Annotated in this window: 25 protein-coding genes and 1 pseudogene; 15 read left to right on the top strand and 11 right to left on the bottom strand. The window is 42.9% G+C overall.

The window, feature by feature from the left end; genetic code table 11:
* Positions 1-171 precede the first annotated feature (171 nt).
* The gene (locus MY9_RS18480) at positions 172-690 is read right to left on the bottom strand and encodes a DUF5362 family protein (protein WP_014665683.1); all 519 of its coding nucleotides are present in this window, start codon (positions 688-690) and stop codon (positions 172-174) included.
* Positions 687-1,178, bottom strand: coding sequence for a GNAT family N-acetyltransferase (locus tag MY9_RS18475; RefSeq protein WP_080488051.1), 492 nt, complete (start codon positions 1,176-1,178; stop codon positions 687-689). The genes MY9_RS18480 and MY9_RS18475 overlap by 4 nt, the downstream gene beginning before the upstream one ends.
* A gap of 142 nt (positions 1,179-1,320) precedes the next feature.
* Between MY9_RS18475 and spoIIQ the strand changes: the two genes are divergently transcribed.
* Together spoIIQ and MY9_RS18465 are read left to right on the top strand one after the other, a co-directional pair.
* Complete coding sequence (spoIIQ, locus tag MY9_RS18470; RefSeq protein WP_014665681.1) at positions 1,321-2,193, top strand: stage II sporulation protein spoIIQ; 873 nt, start codon at positions 1,321-1,323, stop codon at positions 2,191-2,193.
* Between the two features lie 109 nt (positions 2,194-2,302).
* Positions 2,303-2,725, top strand: coding sequence for a VanZ family protein (locus MY9_RS18465; protein ID WP_014665680.1), 423 nt, complete (start codon positions 2,303-2,305; stop codon positions 2,723-2,725).
* A 39-nt stretch (positions 2,726-2,764) separates the two neighbouring features.
* Here MY9_RS18465 and bcrC read toward each other — a convergent pair whose 3' ends face one another.
* The 3 genes from bcrC to amtB form a co-directional block, all read right to left on the bottom strand.
* Entirely contained in the window at positions 2,765-3,346 is a 582-nt protein-coding gene (gene bcrC / locus MY9_RS18460; protein ID WP_014665679.1) for an undecaprenyl-diphosphate phosphatase BcrC, read from the bottom strand.
* A 167-nt stretch (positions 3,347-3,513) separates the two neighbouring features.
* On the bottom strand, positions 3,514-3,864 hold the full coding sequence (locus MY9_RS18455) for a P-II family nitrogen regulator (protein ID WP_014665678.1): 351 nt from the start codon (positions 3,862-3,864) through the stop codon (positions 3,514-3,516).
* 11 nt (positions 3,865-3,875) lie between these two features.
* Positions 3,876-5,090, bottom strand: coding sequence for an ammonium transporter AmtB (gene amtB / locus MY9_RS18450; RefSeq protein WP_014665677.1), 1,215 nt, complete (start codon positions 5,088-5,090; stop codon positions 3,876-3,878).
* A 282-nt stretch (positions 5,091-5,372) separates the two neighbouring features.
* Between amtB and MY9_RS18445 the strand changes: the two genes are divergently transcribed.
* From MY9_RS18445 to MY9_RS18425, 5 genes are all read left to right on the top strand, one after another.
* Positions 5,373-5,834, top strand: a complete 462-nt coding sequence (locus tag MY9_RS18445) for a hypothetical protein (RefSeq protein WP_014665676.1) — start codon at positions 5,373-5,375, stop codon at positions 5,832-5,834.
* A gap of 185 nt (positions 5,835-6,019) precedes the next feature.
* The gene (locus tag MY9_RS18440) at positions 6,020-6,589 is read left to right on the top strand and encodes a hydrolase (protein WP_081483648.1); all 570 of its coding nucleotides are present in this window, start codon (positions 6,020-6,022) and stop codon (positions 6,587-6,589) included.
* Entirely contained in the window at positions 6,589-7,947 is a 1,359-nt protein-coding gene (locus MY9_RS18435; RefSeq protein ID WP_014665674.1) for an MFS transporter, read from the top strand. Before MY9_RS18440 ends, MY9_RS18435 begins: the two co-directional genes overlap by 1 nt.
* 181 nt (positions 7,948-8,128) lie before the next feature.
* Positions 8,129-9,601: an allantoin permease gene (gene pucI / locus MY9_RS18430; protein ID WP_014665672.1), complete on the top strand. Its 1,473-nt coding sequence runs from the start codon at positions 8,129-8,131 to the stop codon at positions 9,599-9,601.
* Positions 9,602-9,706: 105 nt separating this feature from the next.
* Entirely contained in the window at positions 9,707-11,113 is a 1,407-nt protein-coding gene (locus MY9_RS18425; RefSeq protein ID WP_041521540.1) for a right-handed parallel beta-helix repeat-containing protein, read from the top strand.
* Positions 11,114-11,362: 249 nt separating this feature from the next.
* Here MY9_RS18425 and MY9_RS18420 read toward each other — a convergent pair whose 3' ends face one another.
* The 3 genes from MY9_RS18420 to MY9_RS18410 form a co-directional block, all read right to left on the bottom strand.
* On the bottom strand, positions 11,363-11,647 hold the full coding sequence (locus MY9_RS18420; RefSeq protein ID WP_041521437.1) for an LCI fold-containing protein: 285 nt from the start codon (positions 11,645-11,647) through the stop codon (positions 11,363-11,365).
* 412 nt (positions 11,648-12,059) lie between these two features.
* Positions 12,060-13,250, bottom strand: a complete 1,191-nt coding sequence (locus MY9_RS18415; RefSeq protein ID WP_014665669.1) for an MFS transporter — start codon at positions 13,248-13,250, stop codon at positions 12,060-12,062.
* Positions 13,251-13,271: 21 nt separating this feature from the next.
* Positions 13,272-13,685 (bottom strand): MarR family winged helix-turn-helix transcriptional regulator, encoded by a 414-nt coding sequence (locus tag MY9_RS18410; protein ID WP_003235672.1) that lies wholly within the window; start codon positions 13,683-13,685, stop codon positions 13,272-13,274.
* A 224-nt stretch (positions 13,686-13,909) separates the two neighbouring features.
* Between MY9_RS18410 and MY9_RS21345 the strand changes: the two genes are divergently transcribed.
* The 5 genes from MY9_RS21345 to flhP all read left to right on the top strand — a co-directional run bounded on the left by MY9_RS21345 (position 13,910) and on the right by flhP (position 17,299).
* Positions 13,910-14,020: a protein usd gene (locus MY9_RS21345; protein ID WP_080478284.1), complete on the top strand. Its 111-nt coding sequence runs from the start codon at positions 13,910-13,912 to the stop codon at positions 14,018-14,020.
* Between the two features lie 14 nt (positions 14,021-14,034).
* Complete coding sequence (spoIIID, locus tag MY9_RS18405; protein ID WP_003221804.1) at positions 14,035-14,316, top strand: sporulation transcriptional regulator SpoIIID; 282 nt, start codon at positions 14,035-14,037, stop codon at positions 14,314-14,316.
* A 165-nt stretch (positions 14,317-14,481) separates the two neighbouring features.
* Complete coding sequence (gene mbl / locus MY9_RS18400; protein WP_014665668.1) at positions 14,482-15,483, top strand: cell shape-determining protein Mbl; 1,002 nt, start codon at positions 14,482-14,484, stop codon at positions 15,481-15,483.
* Between the two features lie 160 nt (positions 15,484-15,643).
* Entirely contained in the window at positions 15,644-16,456 is an 813-nt protein-coding gene (flhO, locus tag MY9_RS18395; protein ID WP_014665667.1) for a flagellar hook-basal body complex protein FlhO, read from the top strand.
* A gap of 33 nt (positions 16,457-16,489) precedes the next feature.
* Positions 16,490-17,299 (top strand): flagellar hook-basal body complex protein FlhP, encoded by an 810-nt coding sequence (gene flhP, locus MY9_RS18390; RefSeq protein WP_014665666.1) that lies wholly within the window; start codon positions 16,490-16,492, stop codon positions 17,297-17,299.
* A gap of 21 nt (positions 17,300-17,320) precedes the next feature.
* Here flhP and rapD read toward each other — a convergent pair whose 3' ends face one another.
* Positions 17,321-18,385 (bottom strand): aspartate phosphatase RapD, encoded by a 1,065-nt coding sequence (rapD, locus tag MY9_RS18385; RefSeq protein WP_014665665.1) that lies wholly within the window; start codon positions 18,383-18,385, stop codon positions 17,321-17,323.
* A 192-nt stretch (positions 18,386-18,577) separates the two neighbouring features.
* Here rapD and fabZ point away from each other — a divergent pair, with 192 nt between their 5' ends.
* Positions 18,578-19,003, top strand: coding sequence for a 3-hydroxyacyl-ACP dehydratase FabZ (fabZ, locus tag MY9_RS18380; protein WP_003221796.1), 426 nt, complete (start codon positions 18,578-18,580; stop codon positions 19,001-19,003).
* A gap of 70 nt (positions 19,004-19,073) precedes the next feature.
* Complete coding sequence (gene mscL, locus MY9_RS18375) at positions 19,074-19,469, top strand: large conductance mechanosensitive channel protein MscL (RefSeq protein ID WP_014665664.1); 396 nt, start codon at positions 19,074-19,076, stop codon at positions 19,467-19,469.
* 47 nt (positions 19,470-19,516) lie between these two features.
* Here mscL and MY9_RS21985 read toward each other — a convergent pair whose 3' ends face one another.
* Together MY9_RS21985 and MY9_RS21980 are read right to left on the bottom strand one after the other, a co-directional pair.
* Positions 19,517-20,479 (bottom strand): histidine kinase, encoded by a 963-nt coding sequence (locus MY9_RS21985; protein ID WP_237711727.1) that lies wholly within the window; start codon positions 20,477-20,479, stop codon positions 19,517-19,519.
* A gap of 225 nt (positions 20,480-20,704) precedes the next feature.
* Positions 20,705-21,970 (bottom strand): annotated as a pseudogene (locus MY9_RS21980) (sensor histidine kinase); the annotation flags it as partial.
* Positions 21,971-22,781: 811 nt separating this feature from the next.
* Here MY9_RS21980 and MY9_RS18365 point away from each other — a divergent pair.
* Positions 22,782-23,858, top strand: coding sequence for a response regulator (locus MY9_RS18365; RefSeq protein WP_014665662.1), 1,077 nt, complete (start codon positions 22,782-22,784; stop codon positions 23,856-23,858).
* Positions 23,859-23,891: the final 33 nt, after the last annotated feature.

Below are 23,891 nucleotides of genomic sequence, written 5' to 3'. Positions count from 1 at the left end.
TTGAGACAAACCTGCGAGTTGAAAGACCGAGTCATTTTAATAGATTGTATGCTTGCTTCAATACTTGGTGTTTACGCCAGCCTGCTTTGATTGACAATTTTACGGAAATCGACAAATAAAAAAGGCATGGTTCCATTTGATCCGGAACTCATGCCCTGTCCTGCTTCATCATTATTCAAACACCGGATCGTCCTCATAATAGTAAGAATCCGGATCATCATACGAAGGGGTATTTTCAAAAGCAGCAATGCCGATTATCACCAGCACGAAAATGGCTACAATGATTCCGATCAGGCAGGTGACGATACTGGATGCTGCGTAAAACAGCTGCATTTTAATAAATGTCGCGTAATTTTCAAGCATGCTTTCGCCAGCGCTGCCGGCTAAATTTCCTTCGGCTTCAGCGGCTGCTTTTGCCGAGCGCATTAAAAATACGCCTGAAATAATGAGCAGTACGCCCGGAATGGCGCCAATCACTGTCATTAAAGCAGACAGAGTAACAAGCGATCCCATAATAATGAACAAGATGCCGGAAATTTTGCCCCACTTGGCAATGGCGGATAGAGACTTGACAGCAGAGGCGCTCAGCTGGCGGCTCTCATTTTCCGCAGGCGCAGTCTCCTGCTCAACGGGGCTGTTTTCCTCATTATGATTTTCCATTTCGTTTTCATCTTTATCCAAACTAATCATGACAGCTCTCTCCCTAAAATTTTTAAATCGTATCTTTTCCCGTCCATTTCGGCGATGCCGGGGAATAGTCCCCATTCTGCAAACCCGTGCTTCTCAAACAGCTTCAGGCTTGGTTTATTATGTCCGAAAATGAAGGCCATAAGTGAGCGGATGCCAAGATCCGGCGCAATGCGGAGCGCTTCCTGAAGCAAAAATGATCCAACACCTTTGCCGCGGCATGCTTCGTCAATGTATATGCTGACCTCCGCTGTTTTATTATAGGCCGGCCTTCCATAAAATGTTTCAAAACTGATCCAGGCAGCGACGTTTCCGTTTTCGTCCTCGGCAACATAGAGCGGACGTGACTCTGTATGTCCCAAAAACCATTCCATCCGATCTTCAGGAGTTACCGGTTCGGTATCGGCTGTTACCATTCGAGAAGCAATCGTTGAATTATAAATCGCAACAACAGCCTCCAGATCTTTATGTTCAGCAAGACGCAATGTCATGTTCATGCGTATTTGGCACTCCTCTCAAAAAAATGACATATTTTCGTATTAGTCTGCGCAAACTACATCTAAAAAAAGTTTTTTTGGATAGGTGTATATATTTTCAGAAAAGTGTTCAGAATGTTGCTGAGGTGATGAAACAATGAGAGAGGAAGAAAAGAAAACTTCTCAAGTCAAAAAACTTCAGCAGTTTTTTCGTAAACGCTGGGTGTTCCCTGCAATTTACTTAGTCAGTGCGGCCGTCATTTTAACAGCTGTCCTTTGGTATCAATCAGTATCAAATGATGAGGTAAAGGATCAGTTAGCTGATAACGGCGGAAACTCTGCATATGACAACAACGACGATGCAGTTGAAGTAGGAAAGTCAATGGAAAATGTCGCAATGCCGGTTGTTGATTCTGAAAACGTTTCTGTTGTGAAAAAGTTCTATGAAACCGATGCCGCAAAAGAAGAGAAAGAAGCAGCACTCGTTACCTATAATAACACGTACAGCCTAAGCAAAGGAATTGACTTAGCTGAGAAAGACGGAAAAGATTTCGATGTTTCTGCTTCTCTGAGCGGTACGGTTGTCAAAGCTGAAAAAGATCCAGTGCTGGGATATGTTGTGGAAGTTGAACATGCCGACGGTTTGTCGACTGTGTATCAATCCCTTTCTGAAGCAAGTGTTGAGCAAGGTGACAAAGTAAAACAAAACCAAGTGATCGGAAAATCTGGCAAGAACCTTTACAGTGAAGACAGCGGAAACCACGTGCACTTTGAAATCCGTAAAGATGGAGTCGCAATGAATCCGTTAAACTTTATGGACAAGCCGGTTTCTTCTATTGAAAAAGCAGCAGCTGCTGAAGAAAAAGCTGCCACACAAGAAACAGAAGAATCCATTCAGCAATCTTCCGAAAAAAAGGATGGATCAACTGAAAAAGGAACAGAAGAAAAGTCCGGTGAGAAAAAGGACGATTCAACTGACAAATCTGGTTCTAAAGAAAGCAGCACAACAGAAGACACTGAACAGTCTTAATCTAGAAAACGTCTATCCGTGTGATGGGCGTTTTTTTTGTTACTTTCTGCTTTATTTAATCGTCTATGTAGTTACACATAAGCACGTAGACTATAAAGGAGGTTATGTCATGAACCGCCTATTGCTCGCAGGCTGGATCTTTTTTATCCTGCTTTCTGTTTGTACGGAAAGCTTCAGTGGTATGGTCGTATCGCAAACGGTGGCTTTTCATTTTCAGCCGCACCCTGACCTGTCTCAATTTTTCGTTATGGATTTTACTGAGCTTACTGTACCTGAAGCGTGTATTCAAAAAATCGGGCACGCGTTTTCCTTCTTTGTGCTGACTTATTTGCTGTGGAAACAGCGGGGCAGCATAAGATCAGCAGCAGTTGGCTCATTCGCGTTTGCTTTTTTCACAGAAGTTCTTCAGCTCTTCTTCAGCAGGAATGGATGCATTCGAGATGTGCTCATCGATGCTGTTGGAATTGGATTGTTTTATGGATTATATGTGTTGGCGAAGCGGAGAAAACAAGAGATGTATGAAAAATATTAAAGCCGGCTGTCTTGGTTAAAGACGCCGGCTTTTGTCTTTTTAGAAATTTTGATCGGTTGGTTTTTTCGTCAGTTTATTGATCATGGCTTCATAGATCCTCACGACCAAATCGACGAACGGGCGAAGCAGTTCTGAAAATCTAAAGAATAGGAACCCGATAATGATGGCGACAACGAGGCTGCCTAATACATCTACCGGATAGTGATGTCCCACCCAAATTCTCGAAAAGCCTGTCAAAAGCCCGAAAATGACAAGCGGCCAGCCGATTTTACGGTTTCTGAAAAGCATCGCGATAGAAATCGCTAATGCACCTGTCGTATGGTCACTTGGAAATGAAGCATCCGCAGCATGCGGTATCAATGTATGCACAGTATGCGCAACGAACGGGCGCGGTTCGAAATAAACAAGTGTAATCAAATAGTTGATCACAAGACCTGCAATTCCTGTGATGCCTGCGTAAAGTACATTTTTTCTGCTTTGTGTGTTCCCGAACAGCCAGATCGCCAATAGGATAAGGGCATAGGCGACAATGGCATATTCCGTGATGAAGACCATAATAGAATCGAGAACGGAATTGTGATGAGATAGACCATGGATGGCTTTAAAAATTTCGTAGTTCAAATAATCACCTTTTACATTTTTAATAATAGACTCATTATACTCATAAAAAGTTTCAAATCAAAAAGAGTTTGTCAGAAAGAATGACGCTTGAAGAGAATTCGAAGAGGGAGCAGTGTTTATGGGGGACAAAAAAAGAGACCCCGGAATTTCGGATCTCTTCTAAACCATTAAAGTGCTTCAGGTCCTTCTTCGCCTGTGCGGATGTTGATCGTATTGCTGATTTCATAGACAAATATTTTACCGTCACCCGGCGATCCTGTTTTCAGCACCCTTTTAGCGATCTCAGTCACTTGATCAACAGGCACCTTGCTGACCACGATTTCAATTTTTAGACGCTCGTATACATTGCTTTCTATTTTTACCCCTCGATAGAGCTCCGTATGTGCTTTTTGAAGGCCGCAGCCGTGAACATTGGAGAAGGTGAGAGAGGTGACACCGATTTTTCCGAGTTCCTGCTTCAGCTTTTCAAAATTTGCCGGACGCGTTACAATCTCTACCTTGAACATTTGACCGCTCATAACGTCACTCCTCACATAGAATCTTGATATGCTTTTTCCCCGTGCATCGTTAAGTCAAGCCCAAGTGATTCTTCTTCTTCGGTTGCACGAAGGGGAAGGAAGAGGCTTACAAATTTAATAATAACGAAAGTGACAATAAATACAAAAACATAAGTGGCGGCTATCGCGAGAATTTGTTTCCAGATTAAGCTTGCGTCACCGTAGAATAACCCATTTGCTCCCGCTGAGTTAACAGAGGTTGTTGCGAATAATCCTGTCGCGATTCCGCCCCATGTCCCGCCGATCCCGTGCAGGCCAAAGGCGTCAAGCGCGTCATCGTATCCGAATTTCTTTTTCAGCGAGAATACACCCCAGAAACAGACGGCCCCGCCGATGATGCCAATAATAATGGAAGAAAACGGTGTGACAAATCCGGCTGCCGGCGTAATGGCGACAAGCCCGGCAATCGCGCCGGATACTGCTCCGAGCATTGTCGGTTTTTTGTTAATGATCCACTCAACTAAGATCCAGCCGGCAATTCCGGCTGCTGCCGCGGTGTTTGTGTTGATGAAGGCATACATGGCCACGCCATCTAAGGTCAAAGCGCTGCCGACGTTAAAGCCGAACCAGCCGAACCAAATCAAGGCTCCTCCTAAGAAGGTGTAAATAAGGTTATGCGGAGAAGACGCTGTGCCATCTTTCCGTTTGCCTAGCACAATAGCAAGAACAAGTCCTGCCACACCGGAGGAAATATGAACAACGTTGCCGCCGGCGAAATCGAGCGCCCCAAGCTGGCCGATCCAGCCGCCGCCCCATACCCAATGCGCTACGGGTGTGTAAACCAAGGAGGACCATAAAACCGAGAATAAAAGAAAAGCGCCGAATCGCATCCGCTCTGCGAAAGCCCCGGAAATAATCGCTGTAGTCAGGACAGCGAACGTCATTTGGAACATCATGAATAACGAGTGGGGAATGGTATCGCTGTAATCTCCCGGATCAAATCCGACCCCTTTGAGGCCTGCCCACTCCAGTCCGCCGATGATGGAATTGCCTGGTGCGAAGGCAAGTGTATATCCGAACAGCACCCAAACGATGGAAACGATGGCAATGGAAGAGAAACTGTGCATGGCAGTGCTCAGCACATTTTTGCTTTTTACCATCCCTCCATAAAATAACGCTAATCCCGGGGTCATCAGCCACACGAGTAAAGCGCAAAAGAACATAAAAACTGTATCGCCCATTTGCATGTCTCATTCCTCCGTATCTTTCAGAATAAAAAGCAATTATTATAGTTCTTCATTATAGAGAAAAAAGAACGATAAAACATTTTCATGTAAGATTTCCTAACATGGTTTTTGAGTGAATGTTATCGAGGGATGGAAAGAAAGGAGAACAGCATTTTTTATGATATAAGACTTTATATCTATAAAAGAAGCTGTTCATATGAGCGGAAAAGGGAATTGACATTGATTAGAAAGCTCTATACTGTATTAAGTGTACTAAATCAAATAATACACTGAGGGGGATGTATGATGAATAAAGGCGGCAGGTTGAGGAGAGCGATATGTAAGTCGATTCCCGCGACGTTCCGATTGTTTTTAGCCTTTAATTTTTTTGTGTATGGTTTGGCGAAAGTGGTGATTGGCCAGTTTGGCGAGGTGACGCCTGAAATCGAGGCGGCTGCCGGGAAGGGGTTTACCATCGCGTGGACATTTTTCGGTTATTCTCATGTCTATGAATTGTTTATAGGTTTTGGTGAAATCCTAGCAGCTGTTTTATTACTGATTCCGCGAACGGCTGCATTAGGGGCAGTTATTTTTATGCCCATTATAGTGAACATCGTCTTGATTAACTATTGTTTTGATATTGGCGTGCAGGATCTTAGCACGATATTAATGGTTATGTGTCTCATCCTGCTTTGGGTGGATCGCCGCAAATTCATAGGCATTTTCAGGCAGGAACCGATAGACGGCAGGCAGGTGATGAAGTGATGACGCCCCTTATGATTACAGTGCTTGCCGGTTTGTTCGTATGCACAACTTGTTACTATTACATAAAAGAAAAATCATGAGAAAACGCTCCTTCTGAGAATTTCACAAGCATCAAAAAAGAACTTAGGCAGTGTGAAGAGTAAAATATGCGATGTGAGAAACACTAACAGTATCAGGAGGAGACGTTGATGAATACACTCAACATTGATTTTCAAAAAACAGCATTGGTGATCATTGATTTACAAAAGGGAATTGTGCCGATTGATCAAAGCGGCCAGGTTGTCCCGAATGCGAAAAAGCTTGTAGATGAATTTCGGAAACAGAACGGGTTCATCAGCTTTGTAAATGTAGCCTTTCACGATGGAGCCGACGCTCTGAAGCCGCAAACGGATGAGCCCGCGCAGGAAGGTTCAGGGGAGATGCCGGCGGACTGGGCCGAATTTGTTCCGGAAATCGGTGTGCAGGATGGAGATTACACGGTGACAAAACGGCAGTGGGGTGCGTTTTTTGGCACGGATTTAGACTTGCAGCTGAGACGCCGCGGCATTGATACGATTGTATTGTGCGGCATTGCAACGAACATTGGGGTGGAAAGTACAGCGCGCGAGGCCTTTCAGCTTGGCTATCAGCAGATTTTTATTACAGATGCCATGTCCACGTTTAGCGATGAAGAGCATGAAGCCACACTGCGCTTTATTTTCCCGAGAATCGGTAAATCGCGGACAACGGAAGAATTTCTGGAACAAGTGAAATGATGTTATCGAAAAAAAGCCGGGCTGTTTTTTTAACAGCGGTGGCTTCTGGAACAATGCTGAATCCGCTGAACTCGTCTATGATTTCTCTCGCGCTCCATAGCATCCAGCATGAGTTTCACCTCTCGTTTACAACGGTTTCCTGGCTGATTTCCTCGTTTTACCTGGCAAGTGCCGTAGCGCAGCCTGTAACGGGAAAGCTCGGTGATTTAATTGGGCGGAAACGCTTGTTTTTATTCGGGCTTATTCTTGTAGCGGTTTCAGCCATCGGAGCGCCGTTTGCGCCAACATTTATGACATTATTGGTCATGCGGCTGTTTCAATCGGTGGGGAGCAGTGCGATTTATCCGTCAGGTGTCGGATTGATTCGGAATCATATTCATGAGCGCCAAGCTTCAGCCCTGGCTGTACTTTCGATCTTTGCGTCCGCCATGACGGCGCTGGGGCCGACAGTCGGCGGATTTTTGATTGTGTGGGGCGGCTGGCCGGCGATCTTTATCGTTAATTTGCCGTTTATTATCCTCAGCTTCTTTTTGGGCCTGTATATGTTCCCTAAAGATCAGAAAAAAGGGGCAGGAATCAAAACGATTATTTCGCAGCTCGACATTCTTGGAATTGTTTTATTTGCCGGGGGAATCATTTTTCTCCTATCCTTCCTGCTGTCGTTCAGCACGTCGCCGCATGCGGTTGAAGGTGTGCTTGGCTTGCTTCTGCTCTGTGCGTTTGTCTGGCGCGAGCTGAAAACGGATAAGCCCTTCATTGATGTCCGTCTGTTTAAAACACAGCGAAACCTGTCAGCTGTATATGTTCAATTTATTTTGCTGAATGTTTTCTTCTATTGTTTATTTTTTGGTCTGCCAAGTTATTTTCAGGATGAAATGCATCTTTCTGTTCAAACGAGCGGCCTGTTTATGCTGTTTATGTCTGGAATGAGCATCATTGTGTCACCTGTTACGGGCAAATGGATCGACCGATCAGGTGTTGTCAAGCCAATCTTTGCTGGAGCGCTTTTGATGACGGCTGGAGCTGTGCTCTTAACCATCTTTTTTATCAATGTCGAGACCATCGGGAAAGGCCTCATTCTATCGCTCTTGGGCATAGGCTACGGACTGGGAAATGTCGCGCTTCAGGCAGCAATGCTGAAAACGAGTCCTTCCAACATGGTAGGAACGACTTCCGGACTGTTTCAAACCTGCCGTTACCTAGGATCGATTTTGTCTTCGGTGATCCTTGGCATTCTTTTTGGTAAAGAAATCACGGCAGCCCATTTTGATATGATGGGAATCATTATGATCATCACGGGCGGAGCAAGCCTATTAATGGCTGTGAGATTTGCTGCATTAATGAAAACTGCATCTTAATAAAGAGACGGGCTCTGAGGGTCTGTCTCTTTTTCTTGTTTAGGCTGTTCAAATACAAATAAGAAAATTGTACATCATAGCCAATGTTATTGTCTGATTCTTCAGTTATATTAAGTGACATCGAATGTCAGAAAACTGTACATGAAATGGAAAGCAGACAATATCGAAAGGGGAGCCGGCTATGAAATTAAAAGAGAGTCAGCAGCAATCCAACAGGTTGAGCAATGAAGATCTGGTGCCTTTGGGGCAGGAAAAACGGACATGGAGAGCAATGAACTTTGCGTCCATTTGGATGGGATGTATACATAATATACCGACATACGCGACGGTGGGAGGATTAATCGCGATCGGCCTTTCTCCTTGGCAGGTGCTGGCGATCATTATTACGGCATCGCTTATCTTATTTTGCGCTCTTGCCTTAAACGGCCATGTGGGGACAAAATACGGGCTGCCGTTTCCAGTGATCATCCGGGCTTCTTACGGGATATACGGCGCAAATATCCCCGCTCTTCTGAGGGCGTTTACAGCCATCATGTGGCTTGGCATCCAGACCTTTGCGGGCAGCACGGCACTGAACATTTTGCTTTTGAATATGTGGCCGGGCTGGGGTGAAATTGGCGGCGAGTGGAACATTCTCGGCCTTCACTTGTCTGGTTTGCTTTCTTTTGTATTCTTTTGGGCCGTTCATTTACTCGTATTGCATCACGGCATGGAGTCAATTAAACGTTTTGAGGTATGGGCAGGGCCTTTAGTGTATCTGGTATTTGGCGGCATGGTATGGTGGGCCGTCGATATTGCCGGAGGATTGGGACCGATATACTCTCAGCCAGGAAAGTTCCATACGTTCTCAGAAACATTCTGGCCGTTTGCTGCCGGAGTGACCGGCATCATCGGCATCTGGGCGACATTAATTTTAAATATACCTGATTTTACACGGTTTGCTGAAACGCAAAAGGAGCAAATCAAAGGGCAATTTTACGGTTTGCCGGGAACATTCGCGCTGTTCGCTTTCGCCAGTATTACGGTGACCTCCGGCTCGCAGGTCGCGTTCGGAGAACCGATTTGGGATGTTGTCGATATTTTGGCGCAGTTTGATAACCCTTATGTCATCGTCTTGTCCGTCATCACGCTCTGCATCGCCACGATCTCTGTAAACGTGGCGGCGAACATCGTATCGCCCGCTTATGATATAGCGAATGCCCTGCCGAAATATATTAATTTCAAACGCGGCAGCTTTATCACAGCGTTGCTCGCTTTATTTACGGTTCCGTGGAAGCTGATGGAGAGTGCGACAAGCGTGTATGCGTTTCTCGGCTTAATAGGCGGCATGCTTGGACCGGTGGCAGGCGTGATGATGGCCGATTATTTTATCATTCGCAAACGTGAGCTCTCGGTAGATGACTTGTATTCCGAAACAGGACGGTATGTGTATTGGAAGGGCTACAATTACCGTGCGTTCGCAGCCACAATGTTAGGCGCGCTGATTTCGCTGATTGGCATGTATGTTCCTGCATTAAAAAGCTTATACGATATTTCTTGGTTTGTAGGTGTGCTGATCTCCTTTCTTTTCTACATTGTTCTGATGCGTATTCACCCGCCTGCATCGTCGGCGATTGAAACGGTTGAACCTGCACAGGTCCGCCAGGCTGAATAAGATCTATATAAACGGTATATTTTCATATTTTTGAAATGGTTTTCCATAAATAGAGCATTTATAATGGTTTTAGAAATCTATTCTAAAACGAAATGGGAATCGAAAATGAGAAAAAGGTATTTTATTCTTTTGGCAGGTGTTTTAGCGCTGGGCATCCTTGCTTTCGTGTTTGATAAGACAAAAGCGAATGAGGAAAGAGATGAAGACTGCCTATATGTTTCGCCAAATGGCAGTGATCAAAATGAAGGAACAAAAGAAAAACCGTTTCGTACATTGGCACACGCATCTGAGAAGGCTGCTGCCGGCACAACCGTCATGATTCGGGAGGGCACGTATCATGAAATCCTTGATGTGAAGCACAGCGGTACGAACGGAAAGCCTATCACGTTCCGAAACTATGAAAATGAAAACGTCGTGATTACCGGTGAATCCGTTGCGAACGCTGAATATGAAACACCGCTGATTCGCATTCACGATAAACATGACATTGCCATCAGCGGTTTAACGATTCAAGATCTTTCTGTTTCATCTGAGGAAGCAACTGCTATGGGGATTTATGTGTCAGGGTCCAGCAGTCATATCGCCATTAAGGATAATCATATCCAGGGTATTAAGACAACAGCGGATGAAGGAAATGCTCACGGAATCGCAGTTTATGGGACTGGCAGCATGAAGGACATCCGAATCGAGGACAATACAGTTGAGAATCTGACGCTTGGAGCGAGTGAAGCAGTTGTGCTGAACGGTAATATCGACGGCTTTACTGTTGCAGGCAATGTGGTCCGCAACAATAACAACATCGGGATCGATCTTATCGGTTATGAGGGAACCGCGGATAAAAACGATTACGTGCGAAACGGTGTCGTAGAAAACAATACGGTTTATCAAAACTCGACTTACGGCAATCCTGCCTATGGGGACGACTACTCAGCGGGCGGGATTTATGTCGATGGCGGAAACGGTATCGAGATTAAGAACAACACAGTTTACGATAACGATATTGGGATTGAAGCAACATCTGAACACAAAGGAAAGTATGCAAATGCCATTCAGATCACAAATAACAAAGTGTACAACAATGCGTACACCGGTATTTCAATCGGAGGATATGACAAAAAGCGGGGCGGCACCAGCAATTCTCTGATTGCCCGCAATATTATGTACCGGAATGACACAAAGGGACTTTACGGCGGACAGCTGCTGCTGCAGTACGATACGAAAAACAACACTATTGAAAAGAATATCTTGACGGCCGGTGATTCCAGGTTATTTATCGGAAACGATTTTACAGAAAATGAAGGAAATACGGTCAATCATAACGTGTACCACAAGGAAGCGGATCAAGACGGAATATGGATGTGGAAAAAGAAAGAATATGATTCGTTTTCGTCGTATCGAAAAGCAACAAATAACGATCAGCAATCCATTTATGCCGATCCGATGTATCGTGATGAAGAGTCGTATGACTTTACGCTAGATCCTGATTCACCTGCGCGGAAAGTCATTGAATAATTGCTATAAGCGGCGTTCTCTAAGAGAGCGCCGTCAGATTATAGAGAAACTCATGTTTTTCCACAATTTTTTTATTTTTAGCGTATGTATGATGAATGAACTTTTTCATGTTCTGACATGCAGATGGGAGAAGAACTTGCCACTTACGTTTTGTTTTCCCCTCAATCGGCCGTAGCGAAACCCATGCTGCAAAGCTGCGCTCTTGTCGAGATGTTCTCTCAGTTTGAGGGGCTAAAAGCCCCCGTTGTCTTATCTACTTGCACTTTCATAATATGCATAATTTCCAGCTTTGCCTTTAAAGTAAAATGTAGTACCAAAACGATCAAAACTATTTGCAAAAGCGCCATTATCTGAATACATACATAATCTATTACTTGCGCCTTTAAATGGAGTTATAGAACAATCTACAATTGAAGTAGCCTTCGTACGCATATCCCCATCCGTTGAATCATTTATAGCAAGAGCTTGTCCAGAAACAGGTAAAAGCAATCCTAAAGATAAAGCAACTCCAGTAATTGTCCTTCTCAATTTCATGTGAATCATCTCCATTCCCAAATTTTGTAATACATCTTAATTATAAGAGGAATGATACTCTATTAAAAGGGCCTTAAATACTATTGTGTAATAAAAAGGAATTTAAATAAATCAATACTCACCGTTTCACTTATTGGTTCTATTACTTATAAAATAATTTACAGGATTTGGTTTGGTTTGAACTAAAATCAAATTGTCACGATTCTGAAATGAAGTAATACGAAGGAGTCAGAAGTGTTTTCTCTCAAAGTACATATGTTTCTAACAAGCTAATTTAGTGTTGAAGAATCTCAATTATGATGACATGAAAAAAGGGTGCACCATAGCTGCCTCAGGCTGGCGGCGTTCTCTAAGAGGGCACCGTTTTTAATATGCAAAAAAGACTGCCGGGGATTTCCCGGCAGCCTGAAATTTATTCTGCAATAGACACTTTTCCTTCAGCCTCAGCAGGTTTTCTCTGGCTCCACGTGTAGAGAAGCAGAGCAATTAAAACGAACAGACCCGCTGATAAATAAATGGCAGAGAAGCCGGCAGATGCTACAAACAATCCGAATACATAAGATCCTACAGCAATTCCGCTGTCAAAGAAGGTAAAGAACGTTGCCGTTGCAAAACCTGAGCGGTGAGCCGGAGATTTCTGGATCGCCAATGTTTGCATACATGGAACGATTGATCCGTATCCAAGCCCGATAACCGCTCCTGAAAGCAGAAGCATCAAGCCGCTGTGTGTGAAGGACAGCATGCAGAGTCCCACAGAGAAAATCAGGATTGATGGGTAAATGACAATGCCAGGTCCGACTTTGTCGAACAGTTTCCCTGTGAACGGACGTGCAATCATCATTGTCACCGCAAAGCAAACAAAGAAATATCCGCTGATATCCGAAAGATCAACTGATTTGGCGAATACAGACAGATATGATGTAACAGTTGAATAACAGAAAGAAATAAACAAACCGACCGTCGCAATTTTGAGTGCGCCTTTTTCGAACATATCCGAGAACGCAAAACGGAATACAGTCGTGCCGCTGTCTTTACTTTGCGGCACTTTTATTAAGAACGAAACAAGTAAGCCCGCAACCATAAACAGCGCAAAGGCTGTAAAGAATACAGGGAAGCTGACCACCCTCATCAAATTCAGGCCAAGGAAAGGCCCGATCGCCATAGCGAGGTTCATAGACATGGCAAAGTATCCAAGCCCTTCACCGCGCCGTTTGGCTGGAATAATATCAGCGGCAATTGCACCTGTGACAGTCGTTAAAATGCTGAACCAAATCCCTTGGAAGAACCGCAATCCGAGCAGCAGGGAAAAGTTATGAATCGGCATATACAGAAAAGATGATAGGGCGAATAACGCCATCGATATAATCGCCATTCTTTTCTTCCCGAAACGCTCAATAATGGCCCCGGAGAATGGCCGAGTAATGATCGCAGACAGAAGGAACAGGCTGATTAAAAGCCCGCCTTGTGATTCTGTGCCGCCAAGCTCTTGCAGCGTATAGATCGGCAATACAGTTAAAAATGTATAAAAGAACACAAACACAAATAAATTGACAAGCAGGACCATAATAAAATCCTTGGTCCATATCGCATCCGCTTTTTTCAAATGTATGTCACTTCCTTATTATCATTGTTGTAAAAACATGCGGAATAAATGAGAAAAAGCTTCTTTATCTTCATCCCGGAAATCTGCAAGCAGCTCTTCCTCGAATTTCAGCATTTTCACATTGATTTCTTCGTATTTTTTCTCGGCTTCTTTGGTGAGGACAACAAGTTTTTCCCGTTTGTCTTCACCTTGCCGTCTCTGGACCCAGCCGTTCTCCTCCAGGCGTTTGATCGTCCGTGTGACAGTCGGCGCTTCCACATTTAAATAGGACCAAATCTCTTTTTGAGTCATTGGTCCGATCGTACGCAAACAATATAAAACTGACCATTGAGATGAATAAAGGCCGAATGGCTCCAGCTGTTCATTGGCTTTCTTGGCAATCAGGCGGGCGCTTTGGTTGATTTGATGAATGAGGTGTCTGTTGACGTAGGTCATGTCTGTCTCCTTCTAAAAAACTTACCTAAGTAACTAATTGCTTATTTCATTCTACAGGAGCAATGAATAGATGTAAAGATGAAAATTTAGTGACGCGAAATAGTTTGCTGACACTGAAAAAGTTCGTTTCACCCCTTGTCCTTATTGAGTTTTTAGCATATTCCCAAAAGAATGCTAATACACTGTTACAAACCTAACAAAGAGAGTGTTTGAGGTGAGGGATCGTGGGCATATTTCACAAACTTACTTTTAAAACCATACAACAAAGAAGCGGCATAATGAATGACTCTTTACAGAATACGGATCTCATTTCACACTTCTCACATCCATTTTAGGGAGGTCGAGTGGTGTGCACGATTACATCAAAGAGCGAACAATCAAGATAGGGAAGTACATCGTGGAGACAAAGAAAACCGTTCGTGTCATTGCGAAGGAATTTGGTGTTTCCAAAAGTACAGTACACAAGGATTTAACAGAGCGTCTGCCTGAAATTAACCCCGACTTGGCAAACGAAGTGAAAGAAATACTCGATTATCATAAATCCATCAGGCATTTAAGAGGAGGAGAAGCGACAAAACTCAAATATAAAAAAGATGAAATACTTGAGGGAGAGCCTGTTCAGCAATCGTAATCGCCTGGCGTTGTCTTCTTGAAATCGTTCATAAAACATCCGCAAAAATTTGTAAAGAACTTAATGTGCTTCCAACTTTTTTTCTATATTTTATGATAATATATATAATTAGGGCACAATGTGGATATTTACTGTGAAACAGATTTTCAAGGAGGATATAAATAGATGTTTGCAAGGGATATTGGTATTGACCTCGGTACTGCAAATGTACTGATCCATGTTAAAGGTAAAGGAATTGTTCTGAATGAACCTTCCGTAGTTGCACTTGATAAAAACAGCGGCAAAGTGCTGGCGGTTGGCGAAGAGGCAAGACGAATGGTTGGACGTACACCTGGGAATATTGTTGCGATTCGCCCGCTGAAAGACGGAGTTATTGCTGACTTTGAAGTAACAGAAGCAATGCTGAAACATTTTATTAACAAGCTAAATGTAAAAGGCCTGTTTTCAAAGCCGCGCATGCTCATTTGCTGCCCGACGAATATTACATCTGTTGAGCAAAAAGCAATCAAAGAAGCTGCAGAAAAAAGCGGCGGGAAACATGTATACCTTGAAGAAGAACCTAAAGTTGCCGCTATCGGCGCGGGTATGGAAATATTCCAGCCAAGCGGTAACATGGTTGTAGACATCGGAGGCGGTACGACGGATATCGCGGTTATTTCAATGGGCGATATTGTCACCTCCTCTTCTATTAAAATGGCTGGGGACAAGTTTGACATGGAAATCTTAAATTATATCAAACGCGAGTACAAGCTGCTGATCGGCGAACGTACTGCGGAGGATATTAAGATTAAAGTCGCAACGGTTTTCCCAGACGCACGTCACGAGGAAATTTCCATTCGCGGACGGGACATGGTTTCCGGTCTTCCAAGAACAATTACAGTCAACAGTAAAGAAGTTGAAGAAGCCCTTCGTGAATCTGTCGCTGTTATTGTTCAGGCTGCGAAACAAGTGCTTGAAAGAACACCGCCTGAACTTTCTGCTGATATCATTGACCGCGGCGTTATTATTACCGGCGGAGGCGCGCTCTTAAACGGTCTTGACCAGCTGCTTGCCGAAGAGCTGAGGGTACCGGTCCTCGTTGCTGAAAATCCAATGGATTGCGTAGCCATCGGCACAGGTGTCATGCTTGATAATATGGACAAGCTTCCTAAACGCAAACTAAGCTGATTTCACAAACCTCATTCTGAAAAAGAATGAGGTTTTTTTATGAAAAGCCTTCACGAAAAGATATTAAATGACGATAATAGGATAAAATACTGATTTCCATTATAGAACAAACGTTCCTATATGACAACTGGAAAAAATGCCATTTTTAGAGGTGGGAAATTTGTTAAAAGGATTATATACAGCAACATCCGCAATGATTGCCCAGCAAAGAAGAACGGAAATGCTTTCAAATAACATTGCAAACGCAAATACATCAGGATATAAAGCTGATCAAGGCTCGATGCGAGCGTTCCCTGAGATGCTGCTCAGCAGAATTGAATCAAAATCTCCGGCCGGAACATCGAGGACGGAAATCGGTTCCGTGAATACGGGAGTGTACATGCAGGAGCTTAAGCCACTCCTTACACAGGGGAGCCTGAAGTCTACAGAACAGCCTACAGACATTGCATTGGTCGAAAATCAAGTTCCGATCAATGCGGAAACCAATGAAAACGCGGCTCTTTTTTATCCGGTTCAAACAGCGGATGGAATCCGTTATTCAAAAAGCAGCACATTTTCATTAAATGAGAATAATCAGCTGACGATCAACGGACGCCCTGTTTTATCGACGGATGGCCAGCCAATTACTGTTGATAATGAGAATTTCACTGTGTCTGAAAACGGTACTGTGACAACAAACGGACGGACAGCCGGCCAGATTGATGTCAGAATGGCAGAAGATGTCCGCAATCTGAAACGGGACGGAAACGATTTGTACAGCACGGCGGACGGCAATGATCTGCCAAGCGCAGCTGGAAATAATCAAGTATCCTATTCATTAAAACAAGGCATCTCAGAGCTTTCAAACGTGGATGTGACAAGCGCCTATACAGAAATGACTGAAGCGTACAGATCGTTTGAGGCGAATCAGAAGGTTATTCAGGCTTACGATAAAAGTATGGATAAAGCAGCGAATGAAATCGGAAAAATTTAAGATAACGGAAGAAAAAAACGGGGGACATGAACCATGCTCAGGTCAATGCTAACAGCATCAACAACCTTAAACCAGCTGCAGCAGCAGATTGACACAATCAGCAGCAACCTTTCAAACAGCAACACAACCGGCTATAAGGCAAAAGATACGAATTTTTCTGAGCTTGTCAGACAGCAATTCGATCAGGTTGATGAAAAAAACGAGGAAGTGGCAAAAGCCCGAAAAACGCCGCCCGGCTTGCGCCTTGGCGTCGGAGCGATGATGAATTCACGCCTTGTCTCTGATCAAGGAAGCGTTCAGAAGACGGATCGTGATCTTGATATCGCGTTTACGTCACCATACCAATATCTTCAGGTGAATGTAAATGGAAACCGCCAGTATACGAGAGACGGAGCATTATATTTAACGCCTTCAGCCAATAATGCCAACCAGCTTCAGCTCGTTACTGGAAATGGGTATCCGGTTCTTGATGAAAAAGGCAATACAGTGAACATCGACAGTTCAATGAAGAATATCACCATCAATAAGAACGGCACGTTAACCGCCTCTAACGGAAATGCGGTTCAGCGGTTTAACCTTGGGGTTGTCCAAGTGAATAACCCTCAAGAGCTGAAATCGGAAGGGAATAACCTTTTCTCTATTGATAATGCGGCAGCTTTTGAAGAGCTGAATGGCGCAAATAGACAAAACATTGGCATGCAGCAGGGCTCACTTGAGATGTCCAATGTCGATATTTCAGAACAAATGACAGATTTGATTACGTCCCAGCGTTCATATCAGCTGAACAGCAGAACGATCACAATGGGAGATCAAATGCTCGGTTTAATCAATTCAGTCAGATAATAAGAAAATGGGCGTTTTCACTCAGCCGCGCATGATAAAAAAAGCGGCTTTTTCGAAATCGTCCTTTTTTTTGTAGTATTCCGTAATATCTTCTAGCAGGACTTCTAAATCCACCCAGGCCTCGATTTTTTCTAATTCAATCACATATTCGAGCAGCTGCTCATAGGGATCTTCCACTGAGGTGTAGAGTGCTTCAAGCGTTTTTAATTTTAAATAAATGGTTTGAATGTCTACCTTTTCAGATAATTCTTTTCCTTTTTGAAGGACGGCTTTAGCTTCTGTGATGTTACCTGTTTTAAACAGCGCTCTGACAGACTCGTACACACAGTGCAGATACGAGACGGGAGAATTCGTTTCAAATTCTTGATTCCTTAATACTTTTTTAAAGTAAAGAAGCGCCTCCTGGTCTTTTTTCTCGGTCGCTTTTAAAAAGCCAAGGTTATAATAAGCGTGGCATAGCAGGTTTTCGTCATGTAGTTGCTGGGTTTTGTTAATGATTTCTTTGAAAAGCTGTTCAGCTTTTTCATAGCGTTCTTGATCAATATAATTCACGGCAAGCAAAAGTTTACAGGTGATTACCTTTTTGATATAGCCGAATTGGTGCAAATAGATGTGTAATGCTTTTTTGACGTATTGGATGGAAAGCGGCGGTGATTTCATCAAGTAATAGGCGCCGGCGGTTTGATAATATAAATCAGCGGCTTCAAACGTATTTTGAATGGCGGCCAGGTACTGTTCAGCTTTTTTAAAATGATGTACTGCATGTTTCGGAGCTGTTTTTACCATTTCATATAATCCAGAGAAAAAATACAGATAGTACTTCAATTCATCATCCATTTTGTCTTCCAGGCCATATAGGTCATCGAACAATGAATCGAGTCCGTTCTGGTTTTCAAAAAGCAGCTGATGGCGGGCCTGAAACAATTGATAACGCATCCAAAGCTTTGTGTTCTTTTTGATCTTCGGAAGGTGCTGGTCAATTTTCTCTTTCAGTGTGCAAACGTGATTCATTTTGCGTTTGCTCATTGCGGAATACCACTCGTCTAACATGTTTAGCATTCTTTTTTCAATAAACTTCGAAATCATTTTCCTACCTCTTTGCTATTGGTAAAATCTATAATTATCATATCATAACTTTTGACGGCTCTCATTGACAGTTGGTTACATAGTTAGTGCAGTTGAAAAAGAGATTAATTCATAATATACTTTTCAAATGTACAGATTGGATCTTTGATGATTGCTATACATACTAATGCAGATGAAGGAGATGTCAAGACAATGCTTGATACTCAGCAAATTAAAGAAATTATTCCTCACCGTTATCCGTTTTTGCTTGTGGATCGGATTACGGAAGTTGAAGAAGGCAAACGGGCGAAAGGCTATAAAAATGTAACCGCAAATGAAGAGTTCTTTAACGGACATTTTCCTCAGTATCCGGTTATGCCCGGCGTATTAATCGTAGAAGCGCTTGCTCAAGTTGGAGCTGTTGCGATGCTGATTAAAGAAGAAAACCGCGGCAGACTGGCTTTTTTTGCAGGCATTGATAACTGCCGCTTTAAAAAACAAGTCAAGCCTGGTGACCAGCTTCACCTAGAGGTTGAAATCATTCGTGCCCGCGGCACAATCGGGCGCGGAAAAGGCGTTGCCACAGTTGATGGCGAAGTCGTTTGCGAAGTTGAACTGACTTTTGCCCTCGGAGAATAAATGAAAAAAGGCAGATGGCCAGCGGCACATTTGTCTTTTTCTTTACAAAAATAGAAAAGCAGGTGATTGTATGTGGAATGAATTTAAAGCCTTTGCCATGCGGGGAAATATCGTAGATCTAGCGATTGGTGTTGTGATAGGCGGCGCTTTCGGCAAGATTGTCACATCTCTAGTAAATGATATCATTATGCCTTTGGTCGGTTTGCTGCTGGGAGGGCTTGATTTCTCAGGCCTGTCGTTTACGTTTGGCGACGCTGTAGTGAAGTATGGCAGCTTTATACAGACGATTGTGAACTTCTTAATTATATCGTTCTCCATTTTTATCGTCATTCGGACTTTGAATGGATTAAGGCGCAAAAAAGAAGCAGCAGAAGAAGAGGCGGCGGAGGAAGCTGCGGATGCGCAGGAGGAGCTGCTGAAAGAAATCAGAGACCTGCTGAAGCAGCAAACGAAGTCGCCGGAATAAAAAAGATGCCGTTAGAAACGGCGTCTTTTTTTTATCTCTATTTTCATTTAGGTGCTCCTCAGTCCCGCGGGGCTTTCCGTTGTTTCAGCGAGATGAATGAGCATTGAGACTGAGGTGCCTGCATCCGGATTGCTGCTGATCATCAACTCGCTTCCGCAAAAATGTTTCAGCCGCTGATTGATATTCTTTAATCCAACGCTGCGATCGAAATCCGCTGATAAGAGCTCTTTTTGTTTTTCCGGAGTCATCCCGGCACCGTTATCCTCTACTTTGATGTAATACTCATTTTTGCTTTGTCTTTTAGCTGTCAGTTTGATCCATCCTCCGCCTCTTTTCTTGCTGACACCGTGAAGAACGGCATTTTCCACCAAGGGCTGAATCATTAAAGGCGGAAGGATAAAGTCGATGTCTTCATCTATATCGAAAAGAACCTCAAGCCGATTGCCGAATCGCGTTTTTTCTATAGAAAGGTAGGAATTGATAATCGAAAGCTCATGTCTGAAGGAACTGATGGCAGATGTATTTTGAAAGTCAAAACTCATTCTCAAATAGTTGGTAAATTCCTCTGTTACCTCCCGGGCCTTTTCAATATCCAAATGCGTGAGAGAAATAATCGTGTTTAAGACATTATAAAGAAAATGAGGCTTGATTTGCGATTGGAGAAATGCCATTTCCATTCTTGTCGCTTGATTTGCTGTATGTTTCATCATGATCAGGTTTTGAATACGCGCCATAAATTCAGAGTAATGATAAGGTTTTTGCAAAATGTCATTCGCTCCGGCATGAAACGCCTTGTATTTGTCATGGCCGATAATGGCTGCTGTAATCATCAGAACCGGGAGATCGACCATGCTGAATCGTTCGCGAATTTTCATACAGACTTCAAAACCAGTCATATCCGGCATCATCAAGTCCAAAATAACCAAATCAAGCTTCGTGCAAGAGATGATTTCTAATGCTTCCTTTCCATTCTTCGCAGCAATCACATTGTAGGGCACACCTTCAAGCATATCACTCAAAATTTTTAAACTGTCAATATTATCATCGACTATCAGAATGGTTGGAGCGTCAATACGCTCAGAGTAATAAGGTGTGCTAAATGAGATATCCGACAGATCTTTCCTGGAATGCAATTCAGGAAGACGTTTCTTTGTTTCAGATACAGATTCATTTTGGGCGATTGGCAATGTGAAATGGAATGCCGAACCTTTTCCCTCTTTCGATTCGACCCAAATGTCTCCGTTTTGGAGCTGAACCAGCTGTTTGACAATGCTAAGGCCAAGACCGGCACCATCGTCTTTATTCGCTTCGGCTTGCTGAAAAGACTCAAAGATGGTTTGGTGATCAGCTTCTGAAATGCCGCTTCCCGTATCCATTACTGTCACTTTGATCATGCTGTCGTTCAGTCTTGAAGCAGAAAGTGTGATTTGGCCCTCTGTTGTATATTTGATTGCATTATCGACTAAATTGGTTAATATTTGGCGGAAGCGGTTTTCATCCGCGAGCACTAAAGGAAGATCGTCCGGGATATGATTCACCATATTCAAGTTTTTATGTCTCGATAAAAGATTGTAGAAATTCATTTCCGAACAAACTAAAGTATAAATATCAACAGGAACCGGATGGATTTGAAGCATGCCCTGCTTTATTTTTTCTAAATCCAAGATGTCATTTACGAGATTGGACAGCCTGTAGCCCATGCGGATGACGAGCTGCATATTTTCCTTCTCTTCTTCTATTGTTCTTTTTCTTTTGCCGGCCAGCAGGGTCTGGCATATATTAATGATGCTGTTCAGCGGTGTTTTGAATTCATGTGATGTTTTGGCGATAAATTCATCTTTTAAACGGTCACTTTTGAGCAATTTCCACGAGAGCACTTCATTTTCACGAAATGCCCCGGCGAATTGCTGTGCCATTAGCAGAACGATCGCCAGCAAAGCGATAACTGTTGGCAATGAATAAATCGAATTAAAGGAAAAGGCTGTTTTGCCGCTATAAGCTGATATGGTGGTTAAAATGACAAAAGCACTCATTGATATAGAGGCGATGGTCAGATACAGGCTTCCTTCCATTTTGCGGATCGCAGCAATCGTAAAAATATATGTAATATAAACCAGAGTCGAGACGGCTAGCACAGAATGTAAGATGTACGAGGTATGGCCGATAAAACCGACGGTTAAAAAATCTGTGACTAAGACCAGTCCCGAAGAAACGGTGGCTATGCGAATAAAACGCTTTGAAACAATCTCTCTGTAAGCAAAATAGAGATAAAGAAAAACCGCAATGCTGACAAGCACTGTAGAGATGGCCCTCAATGAATTTAGCAATGAAAATGAAATTGACGGATAAAGGAGAAATATAATCCGCTCTTTTCCGATCATCAGAATAATGAACGAAAACAGAAGACACATAACAGAAAAAAACAACAAATGTTTATCTTTTTTTCTTTGCAGGAAAAAGCCCAGAAAATATAATCCGGTAATGAAAAAAGCTGTAATCATGATTGTATCATTAAGAAAGGAAATTTTGTTTTCCCGCACTATTTGGTCCTGAGTGCCAAAAGTAATTGGCTTTGCGATTCCCCATCCCGGCGTTTTTCCGAAGTTCGAAAATTGTACGACAAGTTCATTGTCACCCTTGTGAAGCGTAAAAAAGCTCGTATATGGGCGGTTTTGTGCCGCGAAATCAGGATTATCTGAAGGGCTTCCGCTTTGGCCAATGCGTTGTCCATTAAAATAGATGCGATTGGCGCTGTAAATAAACGACGTGCTGATCCCAAATACCTGATGGTCTTGCTTTGATCTTATGGTTAGCTTATATGTTCCGTAATCTACATTCATACCTTGTTGGGACAGCTTTACATTGCTGGGAACATCAACGAAGAGAGGATCTTTTCCTTTTGCTGTAGCGATCTCTTTTGGTGACAGAAACTGATTTGGATACAATGCCCATTTTCCGTTCAGCTGTACATTCCCATCCTTCTGAAAATCCCAATTCTCTAAGTTCATGACCCCATGCCTTGCCTCAGGAAGCGTTGACCCGGAAGAATGGTCAATGGCAATGAAAACCATAAAGAATGCAGCGTAACCGAAAATAATCGAAGTAAAGATGAATTTCTCTTTCATATCATGGCTCCTTTATTCAAATAGGATCAGATCATTCTAAATTCCTATTTTTTTATAAATATTGTAAGTGCAAAATTTCAAAAACTACAATAGAAAGAAAAAGAATCCAGATAAAGGGGTTATTTGTCATGATATAATAGAAGTTATTTACTGATATCTCGATTTTACATATAGGGTGGGATGTTTTGTGAAAGCGTTAATTGTTGATGATGAGCACTTGGCATTGCTTCATTTTAAGAAAATGCTTGAACGAACAAACGCCTTTCAATCTATTATGGCGTATCAAGATCCGGTTGAAGCCTTGGAGCATCCTGAGACTCCTGCTGTAGATGCGGTGTTTCTTGATATTGAAATGCCGGGGGTAAATGGCATTGAGCTTGCTGAGGCCATTCAATCGATGAATGAAAACATCCAAGTCGTTTTCATCACGGCTTATAATGAGTTTGCTATCAAAGCGTTTGAGCTGAATGCCATTGATTATTTGCTGAAGCCTGTCGTATACAAGCGGCTTGAGACTACTGTTGAACGAATCAAAACGAATCATATGCTCAGACAAAATGCAGAAAACACCGAGGCGCATTTTTCGATCCAATGCTTTGGAAGCCTGCAGTTTCATCAAATCTTAAAGGGTGTCAAAACAAACATTCCAGTCAAGTGGAGAACGTCGAAAGCACGTGAAATATACTTATTTTTACTTCACAATCACGGCCGTGTGGTCAGTAAAGACATGCTGATCGATCTTTTTTGGCCTCATTATGATATTTCAAAAGCAAGCACCCAGCTTTACTCCACCATTTATCAAATACGAAAATTATTCAGCCAGATCCCTTTCAGCCAAACAATCGAGAAGACTGATACTGGATATATTCTTCGGCTTTCAGACGCAAAAATCGATGTTGTGGAATGGGAAAAATTACTCAAAGGGGCGCCTCCGCTCAATGAAGCTACATTACATCTGCACATGGATATTTTCATGTCCTATCAAAATCATTATCTAATGGAGCACGGCTATCTTTGGGCAGAACCGGAAAAGGCGCGTCTTTCCCAGCTTTGGCTTGGAAAGGCTTATGAACTGATCGATTATCATATTCAGGAAATGAACGATCATCAAGCGATGGACGTTTGCCTGCAAGCCGAGAAAATTGAGCCTTGCGATCATAAAATTATGCAATACAAGCTGCAGCTATTTAACAAAAACGGGAAGGTAGAAGAGGCGATAAAAGAATATCAGCGTTACAAACAAATGAAGGATCAAATTAATTAAAAAACTCTCAAACCAGTATGTGTCGATTACCTT

This window comes from Bacillus sp. JS, assembly GCF_000259365.1.
Taxonomy (GTDB): Bacteria; Bacillota; Bacilli; order Bacillales; family Bacillaceae; genus Bacillus; species Bacillus stercoris.
The sequence above is the reverse complement of the archived record's forward strand: the minus strand, read 5'-3'. Positions and strand labels throughout refer to the sequence as shown.

Bases quoted from the DNA above. Each gene is read 5' to 3' on its own strand.
- MY9_RS18480 (WP_014665683.1), bottom strand. From the start codon at position 690: ATGATTAGTTTGGATAAAGATGAAAACGAAATGGAAAATCATAATGAG.
- MY9_RS18475 (WP_080488051.1), bottom strand. From the start codon at position 1,178: ATGACATTGCGTCTTGCTGAACATAAAGATCTGGAGGCTGTTGTTGCG.
- spoIIQ (WP_014665681.1), top strand. From the start codon at position 1,321: ATGAGAGAGGAAGAAAAGAAAACTTCTCAAGTCAAAAAACTTCAGCAG.
- MY9_RS18465 (WP_014665680.1), top strand. From the start codon at position 2,303: ATGAACCGCCTATTGCTCGCAGGCTGGATCTTTTTTATCCTGCTTTCT.
- MY9_RS18455 (WP_014665678.1), bottom strand. From the start codon at position 3,864: ATGAGCGGTCAAATGTTCAAGGTAGAGATTGTAACGCGTCCGGCAAAT.
- amtB (WP_014665677.1), bottom strand. From the start codon at position 5,090: ATGCAAATGGGCGATACAGTTTTTATGTTCTTTTGCGCTTTACTCGTG.
- MY9_RS18445 (WP_014665676.1), top strand. From the start codon at position 5,373: ATGATGAATAAAGGCGGCAGGTTGAGGAGAGCGATATGTAAGTCGATT.
- MY9_RS18435 (WP_014665674.1), top strand. From the start codon at position 6,589: ATGTTATCGAAAAAAAGCCGGGCTGTTTTTTTAACAGCGGTGGCTTCT.
- pucI (WP_014665672.1), top strand. From the start codon at position 8,129: ATGAAATTAAAAGAGAGTCAGCAGCAATCCAACAGGTTGAGCAATGAA.
- MY9_RS18425 (WP_041521540.1), top strand. From the start codon at position 9,707: ATGAGAAAAAGGTATTTTATTCTTTTGGCAGGTGTTTTAGCGCTGGGC.
- MY9_RS18420 (WP_041521437.1), bottom strand. From the start codon at position 11,647: ATGAAATTGAGAAGGACAATTACTGGAGTTGCTTTATCTTTAGGATTG.
- MY9_RS18410 (WP_003235672.1), bottom strand. From the start codon at position 13,685: ATGACCTACGTCAACAGACACCTCATTCATCAAATCAACCAAAGCGCC.
- mbl (WP_014665668.1), top strand. From the start codon at position 14,482: ATGTTTGCAAGGGATATTGGTATTGACCTCGGTACTGCAAATGTACTG.
- flhP (WP_014665666.1), top strand. From the start codon at position 16,490: ATGCTCAGGTCAATGCTAACAGCATCAACAACCTTAAACCAGCTGCAG.
- rapD (WP_014665665.1), bottom strand. From the start codon at position 18,385: ATGATTTCGAAGTTTATTGAAAAAAGAATGCTAAACATGTTAGACGAG.
- fabZ (WP_003221796.1), top strand. From the start codon at position 18,578: ATGCTTGATACTCAGCAAATTAAAGAAATTATTCCTCACCGTTATCCG.
- mscL (WP_014665664.1), top strand. From the start codon at position 19,074: ATGTGGAATGAATTTAAAGCCTTTGCCATGCGGGGAAATATCGTAGAT.
- MY9_RS21985 (WP_237711727.1), bottom strand. From the start codon at position 20,479: ATGCTTGAAGGTGTGCCCTACAATGTGATTGCTGCGAAGAATGGAAAG.